General features: G+C 61.7%; 23 protein-coding genes. 14 read left to right on the top strand and 9 right to left on the bottom strand.

The window, feature by feature from the left end:
- The first annotated feature begins 1 nt into the window (after position 1).
- The gene (locus ACNI3Q_RS06605; RefSeq protein ID WP_426275054.1) at positions 2-1,057 is read left to right on the top strand and encodes a LacI family DNA-binding transcriptional regulator; all 1,056 of its coding nucleotides are present in this window, start codon (positions 2-4) and stop codon (positions 1,055-1,057) included.
- A 41-nt stretch (positions 1,058-1,098) separates the two neighbouring features.
- Here the strand turns inward: ACNI3Q_RS06605 and ACNI3Q_RS06610 are convergent, their stop codons facing one another.
- The gene (locus ACNI3Q_RS06610; protein ID WP_426275056.1) at positions 1,099-2,397 is read right to left on the bottom strand and encodes a DUF2264 domain-containing protein; all 1,299 of its coding nucleotides are present in this window, start codon (positions 2,395-2,397) and stop codon (positions 1,099-1,101) included.
- The gene (locus ACNI3Q_RS06615) at positions 2,394-3,302 is read right to left on the bottom strand and encodes a DUF4861 family protein (RefSeq protein WP_426275058.1); all 909 of its coding nucleotides are present in this window, start codon (positions 3,300-3,302) and stop codon (positions 2,394-2,396) included. Before ACNI3Q_RS06615 ends, ACNI3Q_RS06610 begins: the two co-directional genes overlap by 4 nt.
- A 118-nt stretch (positions 3,303-3,420) precedes the next feature.
- Here ACNI3Q_RS06615 and ACNI3Q_RS06620 point away from each other — a divergent pair, with 118 nt between their 5' ends.
- From ACNI3Q_RS06620 to ACNI3Q_RS06630, 3 genes are all read left to right on the top strand, one after another.
- Positions 3,421-4,149, top strand: coding sequence for a FadR/GntR family transcriptional regulator (locus ACNI3Q_RS06620; RefSeq protein WP_426275060.1), 729 nt, complete (start codon positions 3,421-3,423; stop codon positions 4,147-4,149).
- 115 nt (positions 4,150-4,264) lie between these two features.
- Complete coding sequence (locus tag ACNI3Q_RS06625) at positions 4,265-5,398, top strand: glycoside hydrolase family 88/105 protein (protein ID WP_426275062.1); 1,134 nt, start codon at positions 4,265-4,267, stop codon at positions 5,396-5,398.
- Between the two features lie 32 nt (positions 5,399-5,430).
- The gene (locus ACNI3Q_RS06630) at positions 5,431-5,664 is read left to right on the top strand and encodes a hypothetical protein (RefSeq protein ID WP_426275064.1); all 234 of its coding nucleotides are present in this window, start codon (positions 5,431-5,433) and stop codon (positions 5,662-5,664) included.
- A gap of 71 nt (positions 5,665-5,735) precedes the next feature.
- Here the strand turns inward: ACNI3Q_RS06630 and adhP are convergent, their stop codons facing one another.
- Entirely contained in the window at positions 5,736-6,758 is a 1,023-nt protein-coding gene (gene adhP, locus ACNI3Q_RS06635; protein WP_426275066.1) for an alcohol dehydrogenase AdhP, read from the bottom strand.
- 367 nt (positions 6,759-7,125) lie between these two features.
- Entirely contained in the window at positions 7,126-7,926 is an 801-nt protein-coding gene (locus ACNI3Q_RS06640) for a universal stress protein (protein ID WP_426275068.1), read from the bottom strand.
- A gap of 538 nt (positions 7,927-8,464) precedes the next feature.
- Here ACNI3Q_RS06640 and ACNI3Q_RS06645 point away from each other — a divergent pair.
- The 3 genes from ACNI3Q_RS06645 (at position 8,465) to ACNI3Q_RS06655 (ending at position 12,020) form a co-directional block, all read left to right on the top strand.
- The gene (locus tag ACNI3Q_RS06645; protein ID WP_426275070.1) at positions 8,465-10,339 is read left to right on the top strand and encodes a PAS domain S-box protein; all 1,875 of its coding nucleotides are present in this window, start codon (positions 8,465-8,467) and stop codon (positions 10,337-10,339) included.
- Positions 10,336-10,959 (top strand): response regulator transcription factor, encoded by a 624-nt coding sequence (locus tag ACNI3Q_RS06650; RefSeq protein WP_426275072.1) that lies wholly within the window; start codon positions 10,336-10,338, stop codon positions 10,957-10,959. Before ACNI3Q_RS06645 ends, ACNI3Q_RS06650 begins: the two co-directional genes overlap by 4 nt.
- A 401-nt stretch (positions 10,960-11,360) precedes the next feature.
- A complete protein-coding gene (locus ACNI3Q_RS06655) occupies positions 11,361-12,020 on the top strand; it encodes an NAD(P)H-dependent oxidoreductase (protein WP_426275074.1) in 660 nt (219 codons plus the stop codon).
- Here the strand turns inward: ACNI3Q_RS06655 and ACNI3Q_RS06660 are convergent.
- Positions 11,993-12,913: an ATP-binding protein gene (locus ACNI3Q_RS06660; RefSeq protein ID WP_426275647.1), complete on the bottom strand. Its 921-nt coding sequence runs from the start codon at positions 12,911-12,913 to the stop codon at positions 11,993-11,995. The genes ACNI3Q_RS06655 and ACNI3Q_RS06660 overlap by 28 nt on opposite strands.
- Positions 12,914-12,981: 68 nt before the next feature.
- On the opposite strand from ACNI3Q_RS06660, the gene ACNI3Q_RS06665 reads away from it, so the two are divergent.
- From ACNI3Q_RS06665 to ACNI3Q_RS06685, 5 genes are all read left to right on the top strand, one after another.
- On the top strand, positions 12,982-13,635 hold the full coding sequence (locus ACNI3Q_RS06665; RefSeq protein WP_426275076.1) for a BON domain-containing protein: 654 nt from the start codon (positions 12,982-12,984) through the stop codon (positions 13,633-13,635).
- Positions 13,636-14,115: 480 nt separating this feature from the next.
- Positions 14,116-15,198, top strand: coding sequence for a glycosyltransferase (locus ACNI3Q_RS06670; protein ID WP_426275078.1), 1,083 nt, complete (start codon positions 14,116-14,118; stop codon positions 15,196-15,198).
- Between the two features lie 396 nt (positions 15,199-15,594).
- The gene (locus ACNI3Q_RS06675) at positions 15,595-15,795 is read left to right on the top strand and encodes a hypothetical protein (protein WP_426275080.1); all 201 of its coding nucleotides are present in this window, start codon (positions 15,595-15,597) and stop codon (positions 15,793-15,795) included.
- 500 nt (positions 15,796-16,295) lie between these two features.
- A complete protein-coding gene (locus ACNI3Q_RS06680; protein ID WP_426275082.1) occupies positions 16,296-16,952 on the top strand; it encodes a helix-turn-helix domain-containing protein in 657 nt (218 codons plus the stop codon).
- Complete coding sequence (locus ACNI3Q_RS06685; RefSeq protein WP_426275084.1) at positions 16,949-18,244, top strand: transporter family protein; 1,296 nt, start codon at positions 16,949-16,951, stop codon at positions 18,242-18,244. The genes ACNI3Q_RS06680 and ACNI3Q_RS06685 overlap by 4 nt, the downstream gene beginning before the upstream one ends.
- Before the next feature lie 27 nt (positions 18,245-18,271).
- Here the strand turns inward: ACNI3Q_RS06685 and ACNI3Q_RS06690 are convergent, their stop codons facing one another.
- The 4 genes from ACNI3Q_RS06690 to ACNI3Q_RS06705 all read right to left on the bottom strand — a co-directional run bounded on the left by ACNI3Q_RS06690 (position 18,272) and on the right by ACNI3Q_RS06705 (position 20,578).
- A complete protein-coding gene (locus ACNI3Q_RS06690; RefSeq protein WP_426275085.1) occupies positions 18,272-18,856 on the bottom strand; it encodes a hypothetical protein in 585 nt (194 codons plus the stop codon).
- 10 nt (positions 18,857-18,866) lie between these two features.
- Positions 18,867-19,640 (bottom strand): C39 family peptidase, encoded by a 774-nt coding sequence (locus ACNI3Q_RS06695; protein ID WP_426275087.1) that lies wholly within the window; start codon positions 19,638-19,640, stop codon positions 18,867-18,869.
- Entirely contained in the window at positions 19,637-19,882 is a 246-nt protein-coding gene (locus ACNI3Q_RS06700) for a hypothetical protein (RefSeq protein ID WP_426275089.1), read from the bottom strand. Before ACNI3Q_RS06700 ends, ACNI3Q_RS06695 begins: the two co-directional genes overlap by 4 nt.
- Before the next feature lie 153 nt (positions 19,883-20,035).
- Positions 20,036-20,578 carry a hypothetical protein gene (locus ACNI3Q_RS06705; RefSeq protein ID WP_426275091.1) on the bottom strand — a complete coding sequence of 181 codons (543 nt, stop codon included), beginning with the start codon at positions 20,576-20,578 and terminating at the stop codon, positions 20,036-20,038.
- Positions 20,579-21,471: 893 nt separating this feature from the next.
- Here ACNI3Q_RS06705 and ACNI3Q_RS06710 point away from each other — a divergent pair.
- Both ACNI3Q_RS06710 and ACNI3Q_RS06715 read left to right on the top strand, forming a co-directional pair.
- Positions 21,472-22,686: a sensor histidine kinase gene (locus tag ACNI3Q_RS06710; RefSeq protein ID WP_426275093.1), complete on the top strand. Its 1,215-nt coding sequence runs from the start codon at positions 21,472-21,474 to the stop codon at positions 22,684-22,686.
- Positions 22,686-23,477, top strand: a complete 792-nt coding sequence (locus ACNI3Q_RS06715; protein WP_426275095.1) for a response regulator transcription factor — start codon at positions 22,686-22,688, stop codon at positions 23,475-23,477. The genes ACNI3Q_RS06710 and ACNI3Q_RS06715 overlap by 1 nt, the downstream gene beginning before the upstream one ends.
- Positions 23,478-23,515: the final 38 nt, after the last annotated feature.

The raw sequence follows: 23,515 nt of genomic DNA on the forward strand, positions 1-23,515 counted from the left end.
GGTGACAGGCCATCGGCGTGTCGATGACCTGGGCAGGAGCGGCGATTTGGACCCTAAAAAGGTAAGGACGATCCACGATCTTGCCCGGCTGGCGGGAGTGTCGCCGTCGACGGTCAGCCGTGCCCTGGCCGGCAAGAGCGTGGTCAACGCCGAAACATCGCAGCGCATCATCGACCTGGCCGCCCAGCATTCGTTCCGGCCGAGCAGCTATGCCCGCAACCTGCGGATCAAGCGGCGCGGCGCCATCGGCGTCATCATCCCGCTGGGCCATGAACGCGGCCAGCACATTTCCGACCCGTTCTTCATGGCGATGATCGGCGCGCTGGCCGACGAACTGACCGAGCGCGGGTTCGACCTGATGCTGTCGCGCGTCATTCCGGACGGGGACGACTGGCTGGAGCGCATGATCGCGCTGGACCGCGTCGACGGATTTATCCTGATCGGCCAGTCGGACCAGATCGGCGTGCTGGAGGCGGCGGCCGACCAGTATCTGCCGCTGGTGGCATGGGGCGCGCATAATCCGGGCCAGCGCCATTGCTCGGTCGGCACCGACAATTTTGCCGGCGGGCAGATCGGCGTCCAGCATCTGATCGACCGCGGGTGCCGGCGCATCGCCTTTCTGGGCAATCCTCAGGCGGTGGAGATCGAGCATCGCCTGGCTGGTGCGCGGCACGCCGTTGCGCAGGCGGGGGGGCAGGTGATGCTGATCGATTCGCCCACGCACCTGGTCCGCGATCTGAGCACCGACGATATCGGCGCCTTTCTGGATGCTCAGCAAACCCTGCCGGACGGGATGTTCGCGGCATCCGACGTGATTGCGCAAAGCGCGATCCAGGTGCTGGCCAGCCGGGGCATCACCGTGCCCGGCGATATCCGGCTGGTCGGGTTCGACGATCTGCCCTTTGCCGCCACCATGATCCCGGCGCTGACCACCGTGCGGCAGGATATCGCCAAGGGCGCGGCGATGCTGGTCAAATCGCTGCTCGAACGCATTGCGGGCGAGGCATCCGGGTCGATCGTCCTGCCCCCGCGCCTGATCGTGCGGGCCACCAGCTGATTGGCAGCCGATCGGCGGTTCGCTGCACGGGGTCGTCGCGGTCAGTAATCGACGGCATAATCCTTGCGGAACGCCATCCCGGAATAGGCGCGGCGCATGGTCCATGGTTCGGCAGCGGCGGTCCAGTACGGATGGTCCGGCGGCAGGCCAAGCGCGACCAGCCCTTCCGATGCGATGTACATGCTGCCTGCGTTGGAATAGCGGTCGCCCAGTTGCGGCTGGTACCCGACAAACCCGATGGTCAGAAATCCGCGATCGTCAAAATTGGACGGCGCGGAAAAGATGCGACGTTGAACCGCCATGCTGGCGCTGCGCACCTGTCCGGGGGCAAGCGTGTCGGGCAGCAATCCCCGCCACGCCAGATATCCCAGCGGCTGAAGCAAGGCCGTGCGATAGGTCAGCGACCGGCCGATCGGCGGATAGGCGCCGTCCGGCCCGATCAGGCGTTCGAGATGCTCGGAAAAACGCTGCATCCGGCGAATCGCCAGCGCCAGTTCCTCAGCCGGTTTCAGGTTGTTGAACCGCGGTTTTTCCCTGGTCAGCACCTCCAGGATCTGCACCAGCATGGGGTGGATGACATAGCTGTTGTAATAATCGAAATGGAACCGCTCGCCATCGCCGTACCAGCCGTCGCCGGCATACCATTCCTTGAACTTCTTGATGGTGAGGTCGACCCGCATCGGGTCCCATTCCTCGCCAACCGAAAGCAGGAACACCTCGTTCATCGCCGCAAACAGCAGCCAGTTCTGATAGGGCGGCGACACGCTGCGCAGGCGTTTGATTTCCTCGACGATCCTGCGTTTGGCGGATGCGTCCAGCGGATCCCACAATGCCTGCGGAGCGCGGATCAGCGCACTGGTGAAATAGGCGGAATCGACAAGCGCCTGGCCTGCGCCCTGCCACAGCAGATAGTCGGGGTCGCCGGGCGTCACCGACCGCGTCAGGCAGGCCAGCATATCGTCGCGCATTGTCCCGCGCAGTTTTCCCTCTTCGCTGGAATCGACGGGCAGGGTTAGCCATGGCGCGATGCCATCGGCCAGCCGGGCAAAAGCCTCCATATAACCAACGCGCGGATTGCGGCCGTCCCAGATCGGACTCAGTTCGGGGGACCATTCGCGCTGAAGCCGGCCCTTCGCCATGCGACTGACCACCGGCTGGGCCATCCGCCGCAACAGGGCGACCGCATCGGCCCGGTCGGTAACCCCGTCGGGCAGCTGGGGCGCAGGCCCCGTCTGCGCAAGCGCCGCTGCACCACCCGCGCCCGTTCCGGCAATCAGCGGAACGGTCATCACGCCGGCCGCATGACGCAGGATGCCCCGCCGGTTCGTCTGACCCGTCATCGTGCCGTCCGCTTTCCGGTACCGCTGCGCCCGAACGCGACCACCGTGTCGCGGGCATAGGCATCCCATTTCGCGCGCGTGGTAAAGCCCCCTTGCCCGCCGCTCCATGCCGATCCGGAATAATAGGTGAACGGCTCTCCCGGCATCACCCGGATCAGGGCGAGATGATTGTCGGCATCCGTGACGACGCGGACAAGGCGTTGGGGATCGACACGGATTGCCACGGCCATCCGCCCGCGCCCGTCCTCGTCCGGCCCCCACCAGCTCAGCAGCCCATGCGCAGGATCGACGGTCAGCTCGCCCTCGCGCGGCCCGGTCGTGCGGCGGCCGATACCGATGCCGATCAGCAGCGGCTCATCGGTGTCGGAGTGGATGGTCGAGACAAGCTGCGTGAAATGCGTGCCAAGGGGCAGGGTGAAGCGGCGCGTTTCCCACACCCGCCGATCGACGCCGACCGGCCATGGCGCATATTTCACCTCGAATTCGGCGACCGGGCCGCCGGTTTGCAGGATCCGGTGCGTGGCATAATTGCGCGACGTCCACAGTTTGTTGTCGTGCCAGACGCCCAGCCCCCCGGCCCCCCTGCCGGTGCCGACGCTGTAGAAATCCAGGCCGGAACCTTGGTCGCGATGATAATCCGCGCTGCGCAGCTGACGATCGGCAAAGGGCAGGGCGGTCCGTTTGCCCCAGGCATCGATCCCGGATCCCGACGGCGGCTCGGCCGCTTCAAGGGGGCGGCCATAGATGCGATGCGCCGTCCGGTCGTTTTCCCACAACAGGTCGCCATACCGGTATGTCGCCAGCGTCACGACGGCCGCCGGCTTGCCCGTCCCGGCGTCAGCCCCCCGGTCCTGCACCGGCGCAGGCTGTGCCCACAGCGCCGTCAGCCCCAGGGTTGCCAACATGGCGGTCATTGTATAGCGCATACCATCTCCCGTCGCTGAAATAGGTATGATATCATACAACCGGTTTGCAAGCGGGATATGCGGACCAGCCCATGGGTTTTGCAGTTAGGCAGGCATGATGAAAACGGGTTCGCTGGCCGATCGGCTGTTCGTGAAGTTCGAATCGCGCATCCTTTCGGGCGAATGGCAGCCCGGATCGCGGCTGCCGGCGCAAAAGGACATTGCGAGCAGCGAGGCGGTGAGCCGGACGGTCGTTCGGGAGGCAGTCGCCCGGCTGGAGGCGCAGGGCTATGCCGTGGCGCGGCAGGGCGATGGCGTATTCGTGGCGGATAGCGCCCGGTATCGCGCGTTTCAGGTTACCCGCGACGAAATGGCAGATATCGGCGATGTCGTCCTGCTGCTGGAAATGCGGCTGGCGTTCGAAACCGAAATGGCGGCGCTGGCCGCGATGCGTCGGTCCATGGCGGATGTCGATGCCATGCAGGCGGCACTGGCGCATATGCACGCGGTCAGCGCCGACCCCGCCGCAGCCGCCGAAGCCGATGCGCAATTTCATCTGACCATCGCGAAAGCATCGAAAAATCCGTATTTCATCCGCTTCTGCGAGTTTCTGGGCGTGCGACTGGTGCCGCCCCGGGAACTCGCCTTTCGCGCTGATCCGGGTGCGGGTGCGCAGGAATATGCCAGCCTGGTCGACGCGCAGCATGTCGCGATCGTCGATGCCATTGCCCGGCTGGACGTGGAGGGTGCGCGAGCGGCCGCCCGCCGGCACATGCAGGAAAGCCTGGCGCGGCACATCCGCCTTGCCGACGGTTCGCACCATAGCGAACAGCCGATCAAGGATTGACCGGCAATGACCCGGTTATATGATAACTGAAAGACGAGTGGCGTTAAAGGAACGACTTGTCCCTTGACCGGGTGTTGGCCCGGATGACCGATCGCCGTTAACTGGAGAATGGAGCATGATGACGCGTTGGATGGCTGGCGCAGCGTTGGCGGCCCTGCCCGCAATGGTCGCGGCCCAGCCGGCGGTTCAGCCGATCGAGAGCGCCGTCCGGCTTGCCGACTGGCAGCTCAAGCGGATGAGCGATCAAACATATATCAACCGGGCCACCGGCGAATCCGGCAACGCCCGCGCGTGGGAACAGGCGGTATTCTGGGTCGGGATGACGGCGCTTGCCGATGCCGGTGCCCCCGACCGCATCCGGCAGGCCATCATGGACAATGGCCGGCGAAACGAATGGAAGCCGGGCAGGAAGGTCTATTTCGCCGACGATCACGCCATCACCCAAAGCTATCTGTGGGCCGCAGCCAATGGCGCCGGGCGGGCCGCGCTTGCCCCGACCCGGGCCATGTTCGATCAGGTTGTCGACAAGCCCGCGGTCACGACGCTGGCATTCGTCGTTCCGCCCACCGGTTACAGCAATGCCGAATGCCTGACCCGGTGGTGCTGGTGCGACGCGCTGTTCATGTCGCCGCCGGCGCTGGTCGAGCTGTCGCGGCAAACGGGCGAGCGGAAGTATCGCGACTTTGCGATGCGCGAGTTCTGGGCAACGACCGACTTTCTCTACGATCCCGTCGAAAAGCTCTATTACCGCGACAGCCGTTTTTTCGACCGCCGGGATGACCGGCAGCGCAAGCAATTCTGGTCGCGCGGCAACGGGTGGGTGTTCGCGTCAATCCCCCGCATCCTGCCGCTGTTGCCCAAGGGGAGCGCGGACCGGATCAGGCTGGAGCGCCTGTTTGCCGAGATGGCGTCCCGGCTCGCCACGCTTCAGAAAGCCGATGGCTATTGGGCGCCGTCGCTGCTGGCGGCGGAGGGTTCGCCGCCGGAAACCAGCGGCACTGCCTTTTTCACCTATGGGATCGCATGGGGGATCAATACCGGCCGGCTTTCCGCGGACCAATATGGCCCGGTCGCCCGGCGCGGCTGGGATGCGCTTGGGCGGGCAATCCGCCCCGACGGCCGCCTGGGCTGGGTCCAGCAGGTCAGCGATCGTCCGGAACAGGTGAACCCGGACGATACCCAATATTATGGCGTCGGTGCCTATCTGCTGGCGGCGACACAGATGCAGCAACTGCAAGCCCGCCGGTAAGATCCCGCCGGCCCTGTGCGGACCCATGTGGCATGGCCGGTGGCGAAGCGGGAGGGATCCAAACCAATCTGATCAGCGACCGTTTCGCGACCCTTAATCTTAATCCGGACTATTCGGATACCTTGGAAAATGCCCAAACGAATCCGAAAAGCGCTCACCTGATAACCGACACTTGTCAGCTCAGTTCGACGGCCGGTTTCTCTGTCGAGCTTTCGATCGATCCGCAATATCATGCTGCTGCGGACCCTATGGGTGTGGCAGCGTAACGCACAACCCATTGCTTCTGGTAAGCCCCGGGGCGATTCATCCTTGCGCCAGGATATGTCGCTCCCAGTTGTTAAAATGTCAGCACGACACGGCCCCCAATGTCGCCGGATTGCAGCCGGTGGAACACGCTGTTGATCGCTTCCAGCGGTTGGGTCTCGATCCGGGATCGCACTTTCCCTTCAATGGCGAAGTCAATCGCTTCGGCAAGGTCGGCACGGGTACCGACGATCGACCCGCGGATGGTGACGCGCTTGAGCACCACGTCGAAGATCGGGATTGGAAACTCGCCCGCCGGGAGACCAACCAGGCTGACGGTCCCGCGGCGGCGGACGATATCAATGGCCTGTCGAAAGGCGGGAAGCGATGGCGCGGTGACCAGAACGCCATGCGCGCCCCCTTCGGTTTCCCTGCGCAGCTTGGCGACGAACTCGGGATCAGCGGCGTTTATCGTGACATCGGCACCGAGTGCCCGCGCCAGCGCAAGCTTCTTCTCGGACACGTCGACCGCTGCGACATGCAAACCCATTGCCTTCGCATATTGGACTGCAATATGGCCAAGTCCGCCAATCCCGGAAATCACGACCCATTGACCGGGACGCGCCTCGGTCTCCTTCAATCCCTTGTAGGTCGTCACCCCGGCGCAGAGGATTGGCGCCATCGCCGGGAAATCGACATCATGCGGTAACCGGGCGACATAGGCTGCGTCGGCAAGGACATAGTCAGCATAACCCCCATCGACGCCGTAGCCAGTGTTGTGCTGGCTTTCGCAAAGCGTCTCCCATCCAGTCTCGCAGTGCTCGCAGCATCCGCAAGCGTCATGCAGCCAGGGTACACCCACCGCGTCGCCTTCCTTGATCCCACAGACGCCCGGGCCCAGTGCCGCAACCCTGCCAACGGCTTCATGACCGGGGACGAAAGGCAAGGTCGGCTTGACCGGCCAGTCGCCGCGTGCGGCATGCAGGTCGGTGTGGCAAACTCCGCTCGCATGGACCCGGACCAATATCTGGCCGGCACGCGGACTAGGCACTGATCGTTCCTCGATATCCAGCGGTGCACCAAAGCTTCGTACGACCGCCGCGCGCATTTTCTCCATTGCCTGCCTCCCGCCAAGACTTCTCCGGGAAGCCTGGCTGGTCAGCCTATGAGGAGACCAGGGGGTCGGCGATCAGTAGATACACGGATCGCTGTTCTCGGGTGATCGAAGCAGCTTTACGGGCGGGGGCGCTTTCCGTCCTGGGCGCAACGGCTCCGATCCTTGCCCTGCTGCTGCTGGTTGTCAGGCGCGCGCGGAAAGCCGCGATGGTCGCCAGAGGCACAGGGCGTGCTGGGGTTTACGATGACACCCGAGCCTGTACCGGCCGATGCTGGTGCCGGCCCTCGCTGGCAAGCCATTGCTGGCGGAGTTGGTGCAGCATTGCAGCCCGGTCCAGAGCATCGCATGCCCCGGACCGCATCGTCGTTCAATGCGCCAGAAACAGAGGCACCGGACACTCGTTGATCATGCGTCGACTCACGCCGCCGAATGCCCCTTCCATAAAGCGGCTGTGGCCGAACCCGCCCATCACCACATAGGCGGCATCGGTGGCCTCTATCGTGTCCAGGATGATCGTGCTGGGCAGGTCGACAAGGCTGCGTTCACGCTTGATCACCGGCTTGATGTCGTGGCGCGACAGATATTCGGCACCATCCTCTGCCGGGGTCACTACCGATCCGTCGTCAATCTCAAGAATCATGACGGTATCCGCCTTGGCAAGCAGAGGAGTGGCGGCTTGCAGCGCTGCCACCGCCTCTCGCGAGCCATCCCAGGCCACAAGCGCATGGCCGGAGACACAGAAGGTGCGGACCGTTTCCGGCACCGCGATGATTGGCTTGCCGGACTTGATCACCATGTCGCCGACCAGCTGGCGCATGTCGGGATGCTTGATGCTTTCGAGCCTGCGGTTGAGCACAATCAAGTCGGCAAGTCCGGCGTGAGCGAGCAGGGTGGGGGTAAGAAACCCGGTCTCATCCAGCCAGTCATAGGGCACGTCTTCGGCATGAAGACGTTCCAGCATCCGCGTCTTGTTGGCTTGCTCCCGGTGCTGTTCGTCCGCCATCAGCAGCGCTCCACCCTGCATGGCAAAGTCGTCAGCCAATGCCAGCGCAATCGACACGTCGATGCAGGTCAGGTGCCCATCGAGCGCACGGATCAAATCGAGTGCCGCCTGGAATCGCGCTTCCTGGCCGACGTCATCGTGAATCAACACAAGTATGTTCTTCATGACTGCCTCCTCATGTCCGCTATGGAAATTGAGGCTATTGCCGGGTCCCGTGAGCCGACATGCGGGATTTTACGGACTGCGAATGATCGCGTTAGCTGCGAGCGGGTGGAGCATGCACATCATGTCGATCGCCGCTGAGTCGCGCTTCCCTGCAAACCGGCAGTCGAGCGCCATCACAAGCACCGGGCGGTGCTCAGCCCTGCAGCAGATGGGAATCAGGTGTCGTTGAGTATTTCTGAAATCCGTGGACAGGATATTCGTTAAAGCATTCCGATGGCTGATTCTCATCCAAGAATCTGTATAATTACACATGAAAATAATCCGTAAAATCCGGAGCAGATTTAACTATATCATATCCGGTTCATTATCTGATTATTTTGACGAATAATCCCTAATTTCACCCAGGACAATTTTGGCGTGTCCTGCATGATAATGGGATCAATTTGAAAATTATTCCATTTTGGTCAAAATCGTGCGATAATCAAAAAAAGAGCAGAAAGGCGGCCGTAGCGATCGGCGGCAAGGGGTGGGAGGCGCTGTGCTGGACGGCCACGACATCCGCGCGATGGGCCCGGTTCGCCGCTACGGAATTGCCGTCGCGACGGCTTGTGTCGCTATAGCACTTCGGCTGGCCCCCGAACCGCTGTTGGGGGATCGCGCCTATTTTCTGCTTTTTACGGCAAGCATACTGGTTGTGGCCATTTTTGGCGGCATTGCTCCCGCCATTTTCACCGCTGTGCTTGCCGGTTTGTTCGTCATCCAAGCAAACGGCCTGTCCGGTGCGGACAGGATGGTCGAGCTCTTCTCCTTTGCCCTGACGTGCGGGATCATTCTCTGGATTGGCCATTGGGTCAGAAGTATTGAACGCGTTTCCCGGGAAAATGCCGCTCGTGCGGAGCGGCGGGCAAACCTTGCCGACGAACTGGCCGAAGAACTCAACCTGTTGATCGACGGAACCGCGGGTTACGCCATCTACATGCTCGACCCCCAAGGGGTTGTGACAATCTGGAACAAGGGCGCCCAGCGGCTGAAGGGCTGGGCCGAGGATGAAGTCATCGGCCGGCACTGCGCAATCTTTTATCCCGAAGCGTCGGTCTCGGCTGGCCAGCCCGATGCTGACCTTAAGCGTGCAGCTGACCAAGGCCGGTTCGAAGCGGTGGATTGGCGCATTCGAAAAGATGGCTCGTCATTCCTGGCACATGTGACCGTTACAGCATTGCACGGGCCCGATGGCGACCTGCGCGGATTTGGAAAGATCGTCCGCGACATCACCCATGAGCGTGCATCCGAACAGCAAATCGCAGCCAGCGAAAGTTTCCACAAAGCGATCCTGACCACCGTTCCCCAGGCAATGGTGGTGGCCGACGAAACGGGTCAGATCCTCTCTTTCTCGGCCGCGGCAGAGCGATTGTTCGGCTATTGCGAGCACGAAGTGGTGGGGCAAAATCTGGGTATTCTGATGGCGACCGCGGATCGCCATGCGCATGACGGATATATCCGGCACTATCTTGCCACCGGAGAAAAGCGGATCATCGGGCGCGGGAGAGTTGTCCTTGGTCAAAAACGCGACGGCACGACCTTTCCCCATGACCTTGTGATCGGAGAGGTGGTGGCCGGCGAGCGGAGGATGTTCATTGGCTTTATCGACGACCTGACGGAGAAGCTGAAGGCCGATGCGCGGATCGAGGAACTGCGTTCGAGGCTCGTCCATGCCGCCCGGATCAGCGCCATGGGGACCATGGCCTCGACGCTGGCGCACGAACTCAATCAACCGATCACGGCGGTCATTACGTTCGTAGGCGGCGTCCGAAACCTGCATCGAGAAGGCAATGCCGACGATCACGCCATGATCGAGGAGGGCCTGGACCGTGCCGTGGACGAAGCGCTGCGAGCCGGCAGCATCGTCAGTCGGCTGCGTGAATTTGTTTCGCGCGGCGATATCGAGAAGACAGTCGAGCCGCTGTCTCAACTGATCGATGATGCCGCGAAACTGGCATTGATTGGCGCGCGCGAGCTAGGCGTTGAGGTCGCTTTCCAAATTGACCGCCATCTGGATGCCGTGCTCGTCGACAGGGTTCAGATTCAACAGGTCCTGATCAACCTGATCCGCAATGCCGTCGAAGCGATGGCGCATTCGGAGCGGCGCATATTGACCATCGCGGCTGCAACTGATGACACGGCTTTCGTCCGCGTCACGGTTTCCGACACGGGGCCGGGCGTGGCGCCTGAGATCGTCGATCATCTGTTTCGAGCCTTTAACAGCACCAAGCTGGACGGCATGGGGCTGGGGCTCTCAATCTGCCGAACGATCGTCGAGGCGAATGGCGGCAGAATCTGGATGGAGCCCGTCCCGGCTGGGGGCACCGCCTTTCATTTCACGCTGGTCCGGGCCGACACGGAGGCTTTGGCATGAGCGAAAGGCTGTTGGTCCACATCATCGATGACGAAGATGCCGTGCGGAGAGGCGCGAGCTTTTTCCTCAAAACATCCGGTTATGCGGTCCGGACCTGGGAATCCGGGGTCAGCTTTCTGAAGGAAGTCAGGCACGCTGAAACCGGATGCATCCTGCTCGACCTGCGAATGCCGGAGATGGACGGCCTGGAGCTTCAGCAGCAGCTGAACCAGCGCGGCGTGACGATGCCGATCATCGTACTGACCGGTCACGGCGATGTCGGGGCCGCCGTCCGGGCGATGAAGGCCGGGGCGGTCGATTTTCTTGAAAAGCCGTTCCACACCGATGTGCTGCATGATGCGGTCGGTCGTGCGTTCAGGTGCATCGAAGCGTCGAGGGACACCATGGTCCGCGCGGCCGACGCGGAAGTCGTTCTCGGGGTCCTGAGCGATCGCGAGCGTGAAGTTCTGGATGGCCTGGCGCAAGGGTATCCTAACAAGACGATCGCCTACGATCTCGGCATTAGTCCCCGCACCGTCGAGGTGCATCGGGCGAACATCATGTCGAAACTGCGCGCACGCAGCCTTTCGGAAGCGTTGCGCATCGCGTTCGCGGCCGGGATGGGCGAAGGTCGATTCTGAAGGGTCATGCCGCTGCCTTGCGGCGACCGACCGCTTCGGTTTCGAGTGCCTCATTTGGCGCAAGCCCGGAAGCGTCGCAGATCAGGTTGACCAGAATACGCACTTCAAACCGGCATGCGTCGCCACCCGCGCGAGGCGACAGCGCGTCTGCTCACATCCGCGGCGGACGCCGGTCCGGGTTGGCAGGGCGATACGTAAAGTACCGAATGGGCGGTTCAGGGGCAGCCGATACGCTGGCATGCATCGGGAAGGAGATGCGTTGATGGCTGCGCGATCAACCCGCGACCCTTGCGCCGCTGTCGGGGCCATGGGCACCAGGACCTGGTTCGGACCAGTCTTCGCCAACCCCGCCGAGGCGCGCGCATCGCTGTGCAATGTTCGGTCATTTGAAGGAAATTGGTATGGACGGCCGTGAATCCCAGATCCGACATCTGATCGTCCTCGGTCACCCCGGACCCGCCGGCTTCAATCACGCGGTCGCTGCCGCCTATGGCGATACCGTTCGCGCTTGCGGGCAGGAAGCGGTGGTTCGGGACCTCTACATCCTCGGCTTCAACCCCTGCCTGACCGCCGCCGAGCGATCGACCTCTGGTCGGGGCGCGCTCGGCGAAGACGTCAAGATCGAACTCGACCATATCCGCGATTGCGAGGTGATTGTGCTTGTCTACCCGATCTGGTTCGGCATGCCGCCTGCAATCGTCAAGGGCTATGTCGACCGCGTCTTCGGCGCCGGTTTTGCCGCCGATAATCTAAAGACCTTGACGCCCCACCCACTGCTTCATGGCAAACAGCTGATCATCTTCAGCTCGTCGGCATCGACCCGCCCTTGGCTTGAGGAGAGGGGGCAATGGCAGAGTTTGCACCAGGCCTTCGACCTTTATCTCCAGACCGTCTTTGGCTTTTGCGAGACGCAGCACGTCCATTTCGACGCCGTGGTGGAAGGCGGCGCGACCCAACATGTCGAGGAATGCCTGGCCAGTGTGGAGGAGCGGGCGCGAAAGCTGTGCGCTGCGCTGCTGCACGGACGCCGCCGTCACCGGTTTGAGCATTCACCGGTCTGATAGCCGGGGATATCCATTAGCGCGCGATCCCGCGCTAGCGGTTCTTTGGACCAGCGCGCGGGGCTGGACCATGCGGGCAGGTCGATCGCGATAAGGGTGCCAGCACCCGGACTGCTGCGAAGGCGCAGCCTGCCGTGCATGTCTTCGACAAAGCGGCGGACCTGCTGAAAGCCGGTTCCGTGGGCACCAAGTGTCGGCAATTGCGTCAGCAGGTTGCAGCAGACCTCCCCGACCATACCGCATCCGCTGTCAAGGACGAGGAGCCGGATGTGCCCCTGGCGCACCCGCAAGCGGATCCTGATCGACCCTGGCCGGCTCATCGCAGCCCTGGCGTTGGCGACGAGTTCGATCATCAACCCATCGAAGCGGCTTTTCACGGCCTTGATCGAGGAATCCTCATCAACCAGGTCAAGGATCAGGCGATTGCCCGGACCGGCGATCATGTTGAGGAGCGGTTCCAGAAGCAAGATGCGCGCGCGCAAGCCGAATGTCTCGGGCGGTGGTTCAGACGCAGCGGCGAGCAGATTGGTGACGATCGCTCCTCCGCGCGCTGCAGCTGCCTCGATCGCGTCCAATATCTGGCGCCTGCGCGTGTCGTCGGGTCCATCCTCGAGCAAATGCCGGGCGGATGCGATCGCCCCGAACAGATTGCGCAAGTCGTGCGCCCATTCGCGAATGTCATGTGGAGCAGTGCCAGCGCGGATAATGGTCAAGAGGGGTCTCAATCCTGATTGAGGGATGCCCAGAATGGGGCGGTCCGGAACCGGATCGAATCCGCAACATCCCTTAGCCAGCCGGCATTTGCGGGTGTCGGATTGTCGGATGCCCGACGCCATGCCGGTTACGGCTCCAAGCGGCCAACGCGAACTACGCAACACTCCTGATTCTCGCATCGGTGTCGTTGGTTGAAAGTCCGGCAGGCCGGGGTCCTGATGCCCCGCACCGTTGATGGCGGAGACCAATGATGAAAACGGATACCCAATTGCAGAAGGATGTCGTCGAGGAGCTCAGCTGGGCACCCGATGTCGAGCATGGCCATATCGGCGTCGCGGCGCACGGCGGCGTGATTACGCTTAGCGGCCATGTCCCAAATTATGCGATGAAAATGGCCGCCGAGCATGCAGCGCGCCGTGTTATCGGCGTAAAAGCTGTCGCACAGGAAATCGAGGTTCGCTTCGCGAGCGATCCCAAAACGTCTGACGAGGAAATCGCGCAGCGGATCCTCAGCCTGTTCGCCTGGGATGTTTCAATCCCCGACAGAAGGGTCCAGGTGAAGGTGGAGAAAGGATATGTGACGCTCACCGGCGAGGTGGACTGGCACTATCAGAAACAGGCCGCGTCGAAAGCGGCTGGCCGAATCAGCGGCGTGAAGAGCGTGGTAAACAGTCTTAACGTCAGAGAGCGTCCTGCAGCCTTTGACGTTCGCGAGCGCATCATTGCTGCACTCAAGCGCTCTGCTGAAGTCGACGCGAACTCGATCGAGGTGTCGGTCGACGGATCGACCGTCAGGCTCGGCGGGTGGGTTCGTGCATGGAATGAGCGGCGAATCGCAGAGGCAGCTGCCTGGGCCGCCCCTGGCGTGCTTCGCGTCGACGACAATATCGTCTTGGCCTGAGCCCGATCATGCGCAGCAAAAACGGCCCCGCAGCCGGCTCCGGGGCCCTTGCCTGGCCGTAGCCAGCGGCACGCGTCAAATCGCTCGCACGTCGGATGTGGCATATGCATCGCGGACGAATTCGGCGGACAGGGATTGTCCCTTTGACGCAAATACCCGACCGCCTCGGGCAAGGGCCACGGAATGTTCGCAACCGGTCGCAGGGTCGGTGCTGAGTACACCCGTCTATCCACGATCGAGATCATGAGGGATCATTCGATGAGGTCGATTCCCGTTGCCCGTGCGGAGATGGAGCCAGGTTCGGCAAGGGGCGCCCCATTCCGAATGCCCCCTGGCCTTCGCCTTGTTCGTCCACAGCTGCGACATATTGCGTTGGTCGGCAACGCTTTGCCGAGGCTTTGTGGCCTCGCGACCTATACCAGCCATGTTCGCGACGCGTTGCTGGAGACTGCACCCGGGATTGCGGTGGACCACTATGCCATGATCGATCCCGGCGGGCGATACGCTTTTCCAACCAGCGTCTGTGGTACCATCAAACAGGAAGAACCGGCTGCGTATCGCGCAGCTGCATTACGGATCGATCGCAGCGGGGCAGACCTGATCTGGGTCCAGCATGAATTCGGCATCTATGGCGGGCCCGCTGGCAGACACCTGTTCGAGCTACTCGATGCTACCAGCCTTCCGGTTGCCGTGACGCTCCACACCGTGCTCGGCCACCCAGATAACGATCAACGGCACGTGATGGAACGCCTTGCCAAGCGAGCAGAGCTGTTCATCGTCATGGCCGAACGCGCCCGGACCATGCTGATGGACACCTATGATGTGCCGGACGCGCGAATTGCTGTTATCCCGCACGGATCGCCGGATCGTCCGCGGATCTCCCCGGTCGCCATGCGGTATCTCCTCGGACAGGAGAATCGCAAGACGATCCTGACCTTTGGCCTCCTTTCGAGAGACAAAGGCATTGAGACCATGCTCGAGGCGATGCCCGCAATTCTCGATCGCTGTCCGGAAACCCTGTACCGGATCGTGGGCGCCACGCATCCGCACCTTGTCGAACGTGAGGGGGAAGCCTATCGCAAGTCGTTGATCGCCCGCGCCCAGCAGCTCGGCATTGCTGCCAATCTGCGCTGGGAACCGCGTTTTCTCGACGAAGAAGCCCTGCTCGACCGGATCGCGGCGGCCGACGTCTATGTGACCCCCTATGGCAATCCCGCGCAGATCACCTCCGGCACGCTCGCCTATGCCTTTGCACTGGGCAAGCCGATCGTGTCGACGCCCTATGTCCATGCCGAAGAGCTGCTCGGTAATGGGCTTGGAAGACTCGTTGGTTTCGGAGACGTGCCAGCAACCGCCGAAGCGGTTGGATCCTGGCTTGCCGACGATGCCGGGAGAGAAGCCCGGGCCGCGCGCGTTTGGCGGGCCGCACGGTCGACCATCTGGCCGACGATCACCGCACGAACCATGCCCCGGCTGGAAGCACTGCTTTCCAGACAGACAGCGGGTCCGCCCGTGGCTCGTCGCCCGACCCCCAAGGTTACCCGTAAAGTTGGGTTGCACTGATAAGGTCGGACAACAAGGCGGGGAAACGATGCCGTTGGCCATCCGCAATGTTACCTGCCGCCCTGCTGCGGATACGGACAACAACGCATTGGGCACGCTGGCCGAACCGGCTTTAACCTGAGACCAGTTCCGGGGCCATCGTCATGACACTTGCACGGGTCATCGCCGCAATTTTGCCGACTGGCGGCGCAACCGGGCCGATCGGGTACACGGGATGGCGGGAACCCGGGGCTGTTTCCAACGCGGCCGCGTTGGTCGTTGCACGTCCTGTGGCGCAGCGCCGGGTGTCGCTTGTTCGAGCGAGCCGCGACTCCAGCTTCATTTGCATGGGTCCGGTTGTCGCCCGACGCGCCAGCGGGGATGCCGTAACGCGATGGCCCGCAACCTGTCCCGGCCATGGCGACCATCTCGTCAATATGGGTGCCGATGCAGCTGGCCGCCGTGTCCGCACCACCGGAAAGTGAGGTGGAAAGGCGCAGCACCCGGACGCTCGGTGCAGTTGTCGGCTTGTCACTGATGCTCGCTGTGCTCGGCTGTCTTTCCTGGGCGGTGTTTCGGGATTTCTGGGTGCTGGTCATTGTCTTCCTTCAGCCCTGAGCCGCTGGACCTCGTGCTGCGTCCGCAGCCCTCGCGCGTCGTCTTGCGGCCCTATGTCCCGGCCGACACGGTGACATCGGGCGCGTGCTAGAGCGACGCTCGACGATCCGGGCGTTCGTCTCTGTTCTGGTGAGCTGGAAGACCGATCCCAACGGGTGATCTTTCCGGTGACCTGCGCCAGCGGCACGGGATCGAGGACGTGCGCCTGGTCCGCTTCGTCGGGGACAATGCCTGTCACAACTTCAAGCCGCAGGCGAGCCTTCACCCATCGAGTTTTGCTGCTTTTCAGGTGCGGCCGGAAACGGACATTGGCGTGCGGCCTGCTCGCGCTTCTGCCCATGGTTTCCAAGTGTTTGCCGACACTCAGGTAAACTACGGATTCTGGCCCAGTGTGCCGACCCCTAGCCTTTGATCTGTCCGACGCCTTTGCGCGTCCTGGAACGTGAACATCTGCAAACTGAACAACATTGTAGCAAAATGTTTCAGATAAGGGGCGAGCGATGACCGATCGGTTTCATGCAATAATCGATGATCAGACGATGATAAGATTTGAGCCCAAATCCATTGTCTTCGATCAGGGGGAAGAGAATTTCGCGTGGTTCGAGGTGGTCGAGGGCGCGGTTCGACTTTGCCGCTATCTGGAAGATGGAACGCGGCATATCGACCGGTTTGCGCTCGCTGGAGATATTCTGGGCACCAACAGCGAGGTCTATTCCGCATCTGCCGAAACCCTGCAACCGACGGTGCTTCGGCGACACGCGCTATCCGGAATGGACGGTGAGTGGCTCAACGCCCATGCCGCACAGGCGATCGCGAGCCTGGAACAAAGCGTTCTGCTGTTGCGGCGTCCGAGCGCGATCCAGCGGATCGCAGCCTTTATCGACCGGCTGGTATCCCGGATCGGCAGGGGCGACATTGTCGACCTGCCGATGTCGCGTGTCGACATTGCCGACCATCTCGGCCTGACGCCCTCAACCGTCAGCCGATCGCTGGGTACCCTGGCCCGGATGGGCATCATCGAAACGGACGGGCTTCATCGCATATCCGCGATTGATCGACGCCGCCTGGCGCTGTTGGGCGGGCTTGACGACCCGTCATCGCTGATCGTTGATCGCGATGACACTCGCCTGTTCGGACTTGCAGGAGCAACGCTGTGAGCGCGCGGCTGTTCGTCGCGCTCATGGGATCGAGCATTTGCACATCCGCAGCCTGGGCCAGCCCCCAGGTGTCCGATGCCGAAGCGTTGAAGGCAGCCATTGCCGAACAGCAGCGGCAGATCGAGGCGCAGCAGCGGATTATCGAACAGCAACGGATCGCTATCGATGATCTGCAAGGGCTTTTGCTTGGCGCGGATATCGTGACCTATCGGGGCCGCGGCGTGCAGGGGCTGAATCCATCGTCAAGCGACGTGGCTCAGAAATCGCCCCAGGCTGGCGCTCCGAGACCGGAGGCGGCGCCGCCTGCCGCGCAGCAGACCGCGGAGCCGGCCATGCCGGACGCGCCGGTCGGCGAACAGCCCGAGGTCGAACGCGACGTTCGCAGCGAGGTCGCGGCGGTGCCTCAAGATGTGGGCGTTCTGACACCCGCCGGGCGGATCGTCATAGATCCGACGTTCGAATATACCCAATCCGCCACCGACCGGCTGGTTTTTCGAGGGTTCGAGCTGGTCCCGGGGATCCAGATCGGCTTGATCGAGGCCAGCCGAGCCCGCCGCGAAACGATCGCTGCGACCATGGCCGTACGCTACGGCCTGACCAACCGGCTGGAAATCGAGGCACGGATCCCCGGACTGCACCGGTACGACCGGATCGAGGTGGCGCAGCAGCGCGACGAGGGGATTGTGCGATCCATCAGCCTGAAGGAAGACGATATCGGCGATATCGAGTTTGCAGCACGCTATCAGCTCAATTCGCAACGCGGTCAGAACCCGATCTGGGTCGCATCGCTGCGGGTCAAAAGCGATACCGGCAAGGGGCCGTTCGATATCGCCTATGACGAATTCGGCGTGGCGACGGGGCTGGCGACAGGATCCGGTTTCTGGGGGGTGCAGCCAGGTCTCAGCATGTTGTTGCCGTCCGATCCCGTGGTGATTTTCGCGGGTGCGACCTATCTTTGGCATATCGGCCGCGACGTTGATCGCCTGATCGGCAGTGCGCCGATCGGCCATGTCGATCCCGGCGATGCAATATCGGGCAATTTGGGATTTGGATTCGCGCTGAACCCGCGATTTTCCTTCGCACTGGGGTATCGCCATTCCTATCTGATGGCGACCAAGACCGAGATTGGGGATGGCATTGAGCGATCCAGACCCCTGCAGGTCGGATCAATGACGCTCGGCATGTCCTATCGTCTGAATGTGCGCCAGACCATCAGCTTCGGCGTGGAGTTCGGCGTGACCGAGGATGCGCCCGACGTCAGCGTCACGCTCCGGTTCCCGTTCGTTTTGTGACTGTGACCACGCGCAAAAGCGCCACGATCAGAAACGGGCGGCGCTGATCGACAGGCGGGCGATCGTGTCGTTCAGGTTGCCTGCAAGCGATGCCTGTCCGATCACGTCGCCAAAGGGCTGATAGCCGGTCACATCCAGCGCCACGTCCATTTCCTGGCGCATGGCAGTGGCGCTTGCGGTGTTCAGCACGATGTTCTGAATGCCGCCGTCCGTTCGCTGAATGAGTGCGGTCTGGCCTGCATTCGCAAGGAATACAGGCTGGCTGCCAACGCTGAGCCGCAGGGTCCCCGTTTCGATAAAGCCGGTTTGCAGCTGTTGCGCTGTCGCCGGCGTCAGCGCGGCGGATACCCAGCGTTCGGTCTGTGCGCCGCCGTCCTGCCAGCGGACCGTGGTTTGCATCACCAGATCGCCGTTGAGATAGGTCCGCATGTCGGCACCCAGCGAAATGGTCATGCCCCCGATGACGAATCCGCCCCTCTGGGCATCCAGTGTCGCATCATCACATGGCTCGATCGATTCAAGCGCCAGTTCCTCTGCTCTGGCGGTTGATGCCAGCCCTGCCAGCAACATGCCGGTGGTCATCATGAAGCGAATGATTGCAGGTACGCGCATGTCGCTGATCCTAGTTTGCGGTGCCGACCCGGACGTCGAGCAGGATTTGAGGGGAGATCTGGTAATCGGGCGGCAAGAAGCTGGTCAGGTCGCCAACCGATGTCAGCATGGCGCCCTGATCGTCCATTGGGGCCTGGGACCAGGGTCCCCAGTCACTGGCCAGATCAAAGGTCGGGCGCCGCCTGTCCGGCGTGGCGAGGATTGCCAGCGCGATGCCATTCCAGTGCTTTGCGAACGTCGAGGCGGGATATTGGGTCAGGCCCAGCATAGGGTCGCCGGTTAGCACCTTGTTGCCGCGCATTCCCTTGATCACCACAAAATGCTTGAACCCGTTCAGGTCGAGCAGGACGATCGTTGGCCGCCGCACCTGGCGAAGCTGGTCCATCGTCAGCTTGAACCCCTCCGCGCGATAGCCGATCGATGTCAGATAGGTCCGCATGTCGAGCAGGGAAAAGCCATGCTTGCGGATCGCGTCCCGATCGCCTGTTCGCCACATCGCGGCAAAGCTCTCACGTTCCGACACCGGACGCCCGTAATGATAGCTCAGCAGGGTCGAGATGGCCGCCGAACCGCAGCTGAAGTCATAGCCTTGGCGCGTGACGGTGCGGAACGGGATTTCCCACCAGCTCATTACGCGGACGGTATAGTTGCCACCCTGCTCAGGGCCTAACCTGACCTGGCCATGCGCCTCTGCCGCGGATAGCGCGCACAGCGCGATCAGCGCTGCGCGCGCGAGCCCAAGGCTCGGCAGGTGGAGGTGCATGGACGGTGCGGACCGGATCATGGCTGAACAGTGACCGTCAGCGTCATGCCAGCCTGAAGATTGTTCTGAGCGCCGGTATTGATCACGAAATTACCGATGCCATTGAAGTTGGACAAGGCATTGTCCGCCAGAGAGATGTTGCCAGCGACATTGTCGCCCATGATGTTGCCCGATGTCGTTGCGGCAAGCGTCTGGTTGTTGACCACGATCGTCTGACCGCCGCGCAGCGCGGCGAGCTCTGTCTCCGCAAGCTGCGCCGGCAAATCGTTCGATTGAGCAAGAGCAGGTGTCGCGCAGCAAAGCGCGGTCGCGAGGGCGAGGGTATGACTTATATTCATGGAAATGCTCCTTTGCTTCCGGCCTGAAAAAGCTTCCGGACCGGGGCACGGGGTGCCCCGGTCCGGACAGGCAGGGGGTCAGTCGGCGTCGCCGCCACCGCTGCCAGCGCTGCCGCTGACACCGAAGTTGACGGTCCCTTGCGCCGCAATGTTGGTGGCGGCCTGGGTGTTGGCGTTGATTCCGGTGTTCCATGCGGCATTGTTGATGCCCGCAAACGCCGCGAATGCATTGTCATTGACCGAGTTCGACCCGCTATTATAGCCAACAGCGGTTTCTGAACCGTCCTCGCCGTCCAGATCGACGACTTCGTCCAGCTCGCGATTGATGTTCATCGCTTTGAGGGACTGGCTTGCGACAATCATCGTATTGCCGTTGTGCGAGTTGTTGCCGTCATTGTCCTGATCGGCGCTGGCATAGGTCTTGGTGTAGCTCTCGCTGTAACTGTCAGCGGCGTTGTCGACCGAGAACACGTCGAGCAGATCGTTGATGACGACGTTATCATCGCTGTTGTCGTCGATGGTGGTATTGGTCTGGCCGCCTGTGGTCTGGGCAAATGCCGGCATGGCGACGACGAAGCCTGCAGCCGCAACCGACGCCTTGATGATGATGGACACACGCATGTGGATCTCCTTTCGTTGGAAGGGCTGACACCGCATCGGCCGTGCCGTCCCGCGCCTCGTCAATCGAGACAACAGCGCTTTAGGGCCGGCCCGATCGACGTGCCTTGTCGGCAGGCAATTCGCACGATCAGGAAATTCCCGTATTCGGCGGTGTCGTTCCAGCCAGGGCCATTGGCATCCAGTGTGTTTGCCAGGGGAATATGAGCGTGGGCTGCGCGGATACGCGAACCCTTGTCACCGAGCGCGCCGGGAATGGCTGATCCCCCAGCGCTGCGCCTTCGCAATTCGACTTAAGGATCATGACGGATTCACCTCCGCGCTGGCTTGAGTCATACCGGCATCGTCGGGATTGAGCGATCGATAGCCGGCCGGAACCGGGAACAGCGAAAGCCGTTCCCGGTTCTTGTTCGCGGCCTGAAACGCGCCTGGTTCAGTCAATTCCGCCCGTTAGTCGCAAGGCAATGGCTGCCTGCCTCGAAACCGAGGCACCGAACGCTAACGGCACGATTTCGACGCTTTCGAATGGCAAACATCACTGCCCCCGGCGCATTGATGGCTGCAGCGTTCTGTTTCATGCAGCGCCCTGGGCGCGTCTTTCCTGCGATCAGTGGATTGGAACGCAGCGTCAATTGGCGACAGGCACCGTGCTGAATTCATCATGATCGACAGCGGGGCGATTGCTTATTCCGTCCCCCATTGTTCATCGCCGAAACGATACCGGGATCGATGAATGGCTTTGTCGCGTCCCGTCAGCTGGGCGAATCGCGCAACCGGATCATCCGGGGCCTGGCAAGCGTCGGCGCAGGCTTACGGGATTCTCCTTATGGCAGGTCGCCAGTGGTTGTGGCGACAATAGACGTGATCGAGTGTGGGTAATCGATAATCGAGAACATATGATGATACCATCTCAATTCATCAGTAAAAATCTTTATGCCAACGGATCTACTGAAAAGTATGATGTGTTGCATGGGCATGAAAAATTTCGCGATCCGATCGATGGCGACTTCATAAGTAAAATTGATTCATGCCAGATGAATAAGATTATTCATGCGTTTCCTGATGCCATGATCATCATGGATTCCCGCGGAGTGGTTCTTTTCTTTAACACGGCGGCTGAGCAAATTTTCGGGTTTGGTAAGCATGAGGTGCTGAACCAAAGCATTGGAAAGCTGATGTCGTTGCCAGCTGGCACCCGGCAGGACATTGATATCGTCTCATATTTTGGATCGGAAGACGTAACGGGCGGCCAGCGCTTTCGTCATGCCGTTGGCGTGCGCCGCGACGGCACGTCTTTTCCATACGAGATGATCGTCGATCGGATCCGCGTGCAGGGCAAGCAGGTTTTTGTCGCCTTCATCCGCGATCTCGAGGAACAGGAGCAATCGGCCAGGCAGTTGCGGTCGCTGTACGATGACCTGCTGCACCTATCGCGGGTTGGTGCGATGGGGGTCATGGCGGCGGCGCTCGCCCATGAGCTCAACCAACCGCTTGCCGCAATCACCAGCTTCGTACAGACCGCCGCGGCCTTGCTGCGATCCGGCGGTACGATCGAATCGACTTGTGGTGCCCTTGATGCCGCAGCGACCGAGGCGTTGAGATCGGCCAACATCGTTCGCCGGTTGCGCGCGTTCGTCATGCGCGGCGACTTGCAGCGCAGCTTTGAACCTCTCTCGCGGCTCATCGAAGATGCCATGACCCTTGCCATGGCAGGCGCCGCAGAAATGCACGTCCGATCCGAAGTCGATCTGGATGGTTTCGATCCCCTCGTCTGTGTCGATCGGATTCAGATGCAGCAGGTGCTGGTCAACCTCATCCGCAATGCGATCGACGCGATGCGGGGTGGCGGTGGTACCATCTTTGTCCGCGCCCGTCCGGCTGGAAGATTTGCCGAGATAATCGTGGCGGATACCGGTCCGGGGCTTGGTGCCGGACATTGTTCCCAGCTCTTTGATGCCTTCGTCACGGGTAAGCAGGACGGTCTCGGAATCGGTTTGGCGATTTGCAAGATGATCGTGGAGGCGCATGGCGGCAAAATCTCGGCGCGCAATCAGGTCGGCGGAGGTGCTGCGTTCTGCTTCACATTGCCACTGACCGAAGGCGTTACCTGATGAACCAGGCAGCGCCCAGCCTGACCGTGCATATCGTCGATGATGATGGTGTGTTCAGACGTGCCCTCAGTTTCATGCTGCGCGCCGCAAGCTATCAGCCGCAATGTTGGCCAAGCGGCTCGCATTTTCTTCAACAGCAGCGACCCCCGGGCACTGGCTGCATGTTGCTGGACCTGCAGATGCCGGGAAAGGACGGCCTTGAGACATTATGGGAGATGAGGGAGCGAGGATTTGTTGTGCCTGTCATCGTGCTGACAGGACATGGCGATACCGCCGCAGCTGTAAACGCGATGAAAGCCGGGGCCGTAGACCTGATCGAAAAGCCTTTTGATCGCGGGGCACTGCTGGAAATGGTCAAGGCAGTATTCGATCACGTGCTGCAGGCGGAGCGCTGGATCGCGCGCGAGGACCAGGCAAGGCAAAAAATTGCTGCGCTCACTCCGCGCGAAATGGAGGTCCTGGAGGGGCTTGTTCGCGGCTTTCCAAACAAGACAATCGCCTATGATCTGGGGATTAGTCCGCGAACGGTTGAGGTTCACCGTTCGCATGTCATGCATAAGCTCGGAGCCAAATCCTTTCCCGACGCGCTCCGGATTGCATTCGCTGCCGGACTGGGAGAGCCTTTCATGGTTCCGTCCGGTTTGCCTTGCTCTGGGCCGACGGCGCCCGATTTCGACCTACATCAGCACGGCGGCGCTGGCGGCAATGACTACCAGCCGGTTTGTTCATTGAACGCACGCAACACGCTGCACGACGGCGATATCCGAAACCAATTCGGCAATAGCCGATAGCGCCGCGCGCACCACCCTGAAATCATCGATCAACGATC

The sequence above is a fragment of the Sphingomonas eleionomae genome, assembly GCF_049889035.1.
Classification (GTDB): domain Bacteria; phylum Pseudomonadota; class Alphaproteobacteria; order Sphingomonadales; family Sphingomonadaceae; genus Sphingomonas.

Bases quoted from the DNA above. Each gene is read 5' to 3' on its own strand.
- ACNI3Q_RS06610 (WP_426275056.1), bottom strand. From the start codon at position 2,397: ATGACGGGTCAGACGAACCGGCGGGGCATCCTGCGTCATGCGGCCGGC.
- ACNI3Q_RS06615 (WP_426275058.1), bottom strand. From the start codon at position 3,302: ATGTTGGCAACCCTGGGGCTGACGGCGCTGTGGGCACAGCCTGCGCCG.
- ACNI3Q_RS06620 (WP_426275060.1), top strand. From the start codon at position 3,421: ATGAAAACGGGTTCGCTGGCCGATCGGCTGTTCGTGAAGTTCGAATCG.
- ACNI3Q_RS06625 (WP_426275062.1), top strand. From the start codon at position 4,265: ATGATGACGCGTTGGATGGCTGGCGCAGCGTTGGCGGCCCTGCCCGCA.
- ACNI3Q_RS06630 (WP_426275064.1), top strand. From the start codon at position 5,431: ATGGCCGGTGGCGAAGCGGGAGGGATCCAAACCAATCTGATCAGCGAC.
- adhP (WP_426275066.1), bottom strand. From the start codon at position 6,758: ATGGAGAAAATGCGCGCGGCGGTCGTACGAAGCTTTGGTGCACCGCTG.
- ACNI3Q_RS06640 (WP_426275068.1), bottom strand. From the start codon at position 7,926: ATGAAGAACATACTTGTGTTGATTCACGATGACGTCGGCCAGGAAGCG.
- ACNI3Q_RS06650 (WP_426275072.1), top strand. From the start codon at position 10,336: ATGAGCGAAAGGCTGTTGGTCCACATCATCGATGACGAAGATGCCGTG.
- ACNI3Q_RS06655 (WP_426275074.1), top strand. From the start codon at position 11,361: ATGGACGGCCGTGAATCCCAGATCCGACATCTGATCGTCCTCGGTCAC.
- ACNI3Q_RS06660 (WP_426275647.1), bottom strand. From the start codon at position 12,913: ATGCGAGAATCAGGAGTGTTGCGTAGTTCGCGTTGGCCGCTTGGAGCC.
- ACNI3Q_RS06665 (WP_426275076.1), top strand. From the start codon at position 12,982: ATGATGAAAACGGATACCCAATTGCAGAAGGATGTCGTCGAGGAGCTC.
- ACNI3Q_RS06670 (WP_426275078.1), top strand. From the start codon at position 14,116: ATGATCGATCCCGGCGGGCGATACGCTTTTCCAACCAGCGTCTGTGGT.
- ACNI3Q_RS06675 (WP_426275080.1), top strand. From the start codon at position 15,595: ATGGCGACCATCTCGTCAATATGGGTGCCGATGCAGCTGGCCGCCGTG.
- ACNI3Q_RS06680 (WP_426275082.1), top strand. From the start codon at position 16,296: ATGACCGATCGGTTTCATGCAATAATCGATGATCAGACGATGATAAGA.
- ACNI3Q_RS06690 (WP_426275085.1), bottom strand. From the start codon at position 18,856: ATGCGCGTACCTGCAATCATTCGCTTCATGATGACCACCGGCATGTTG.
- ACNI3Q_RS06695 (WP_426275087.1), bottom strand. From the start codon at position 19,640: ATGATCCGGTCCGCACCGTCCATGCACCTCCACCTGCCGAGCCTTGGG.
- ACNI3Q_RS06705 (WP_426275091.1), bottom strand. From the start codon at position 20,578: ATGCGTGTGTCCATCATCATCAAGGCGTCGGTTGCGGCTGCAGGCTTC.
- ACNI3Q_RS06710 (WP_426275093.1), top strand. From the start codon at position 21,472: ATGATGATACCATCTCAATTCATCAGTAAAAATCTTTATGCCAACGGA.
- ACNI3Q_RS06715 (WP_426275095.1), top strand. From the start codon at position 22,686: ATGAACCAGGCAGCGCCCAGCCTGACCGTGCATATCGTCGATGATGAT.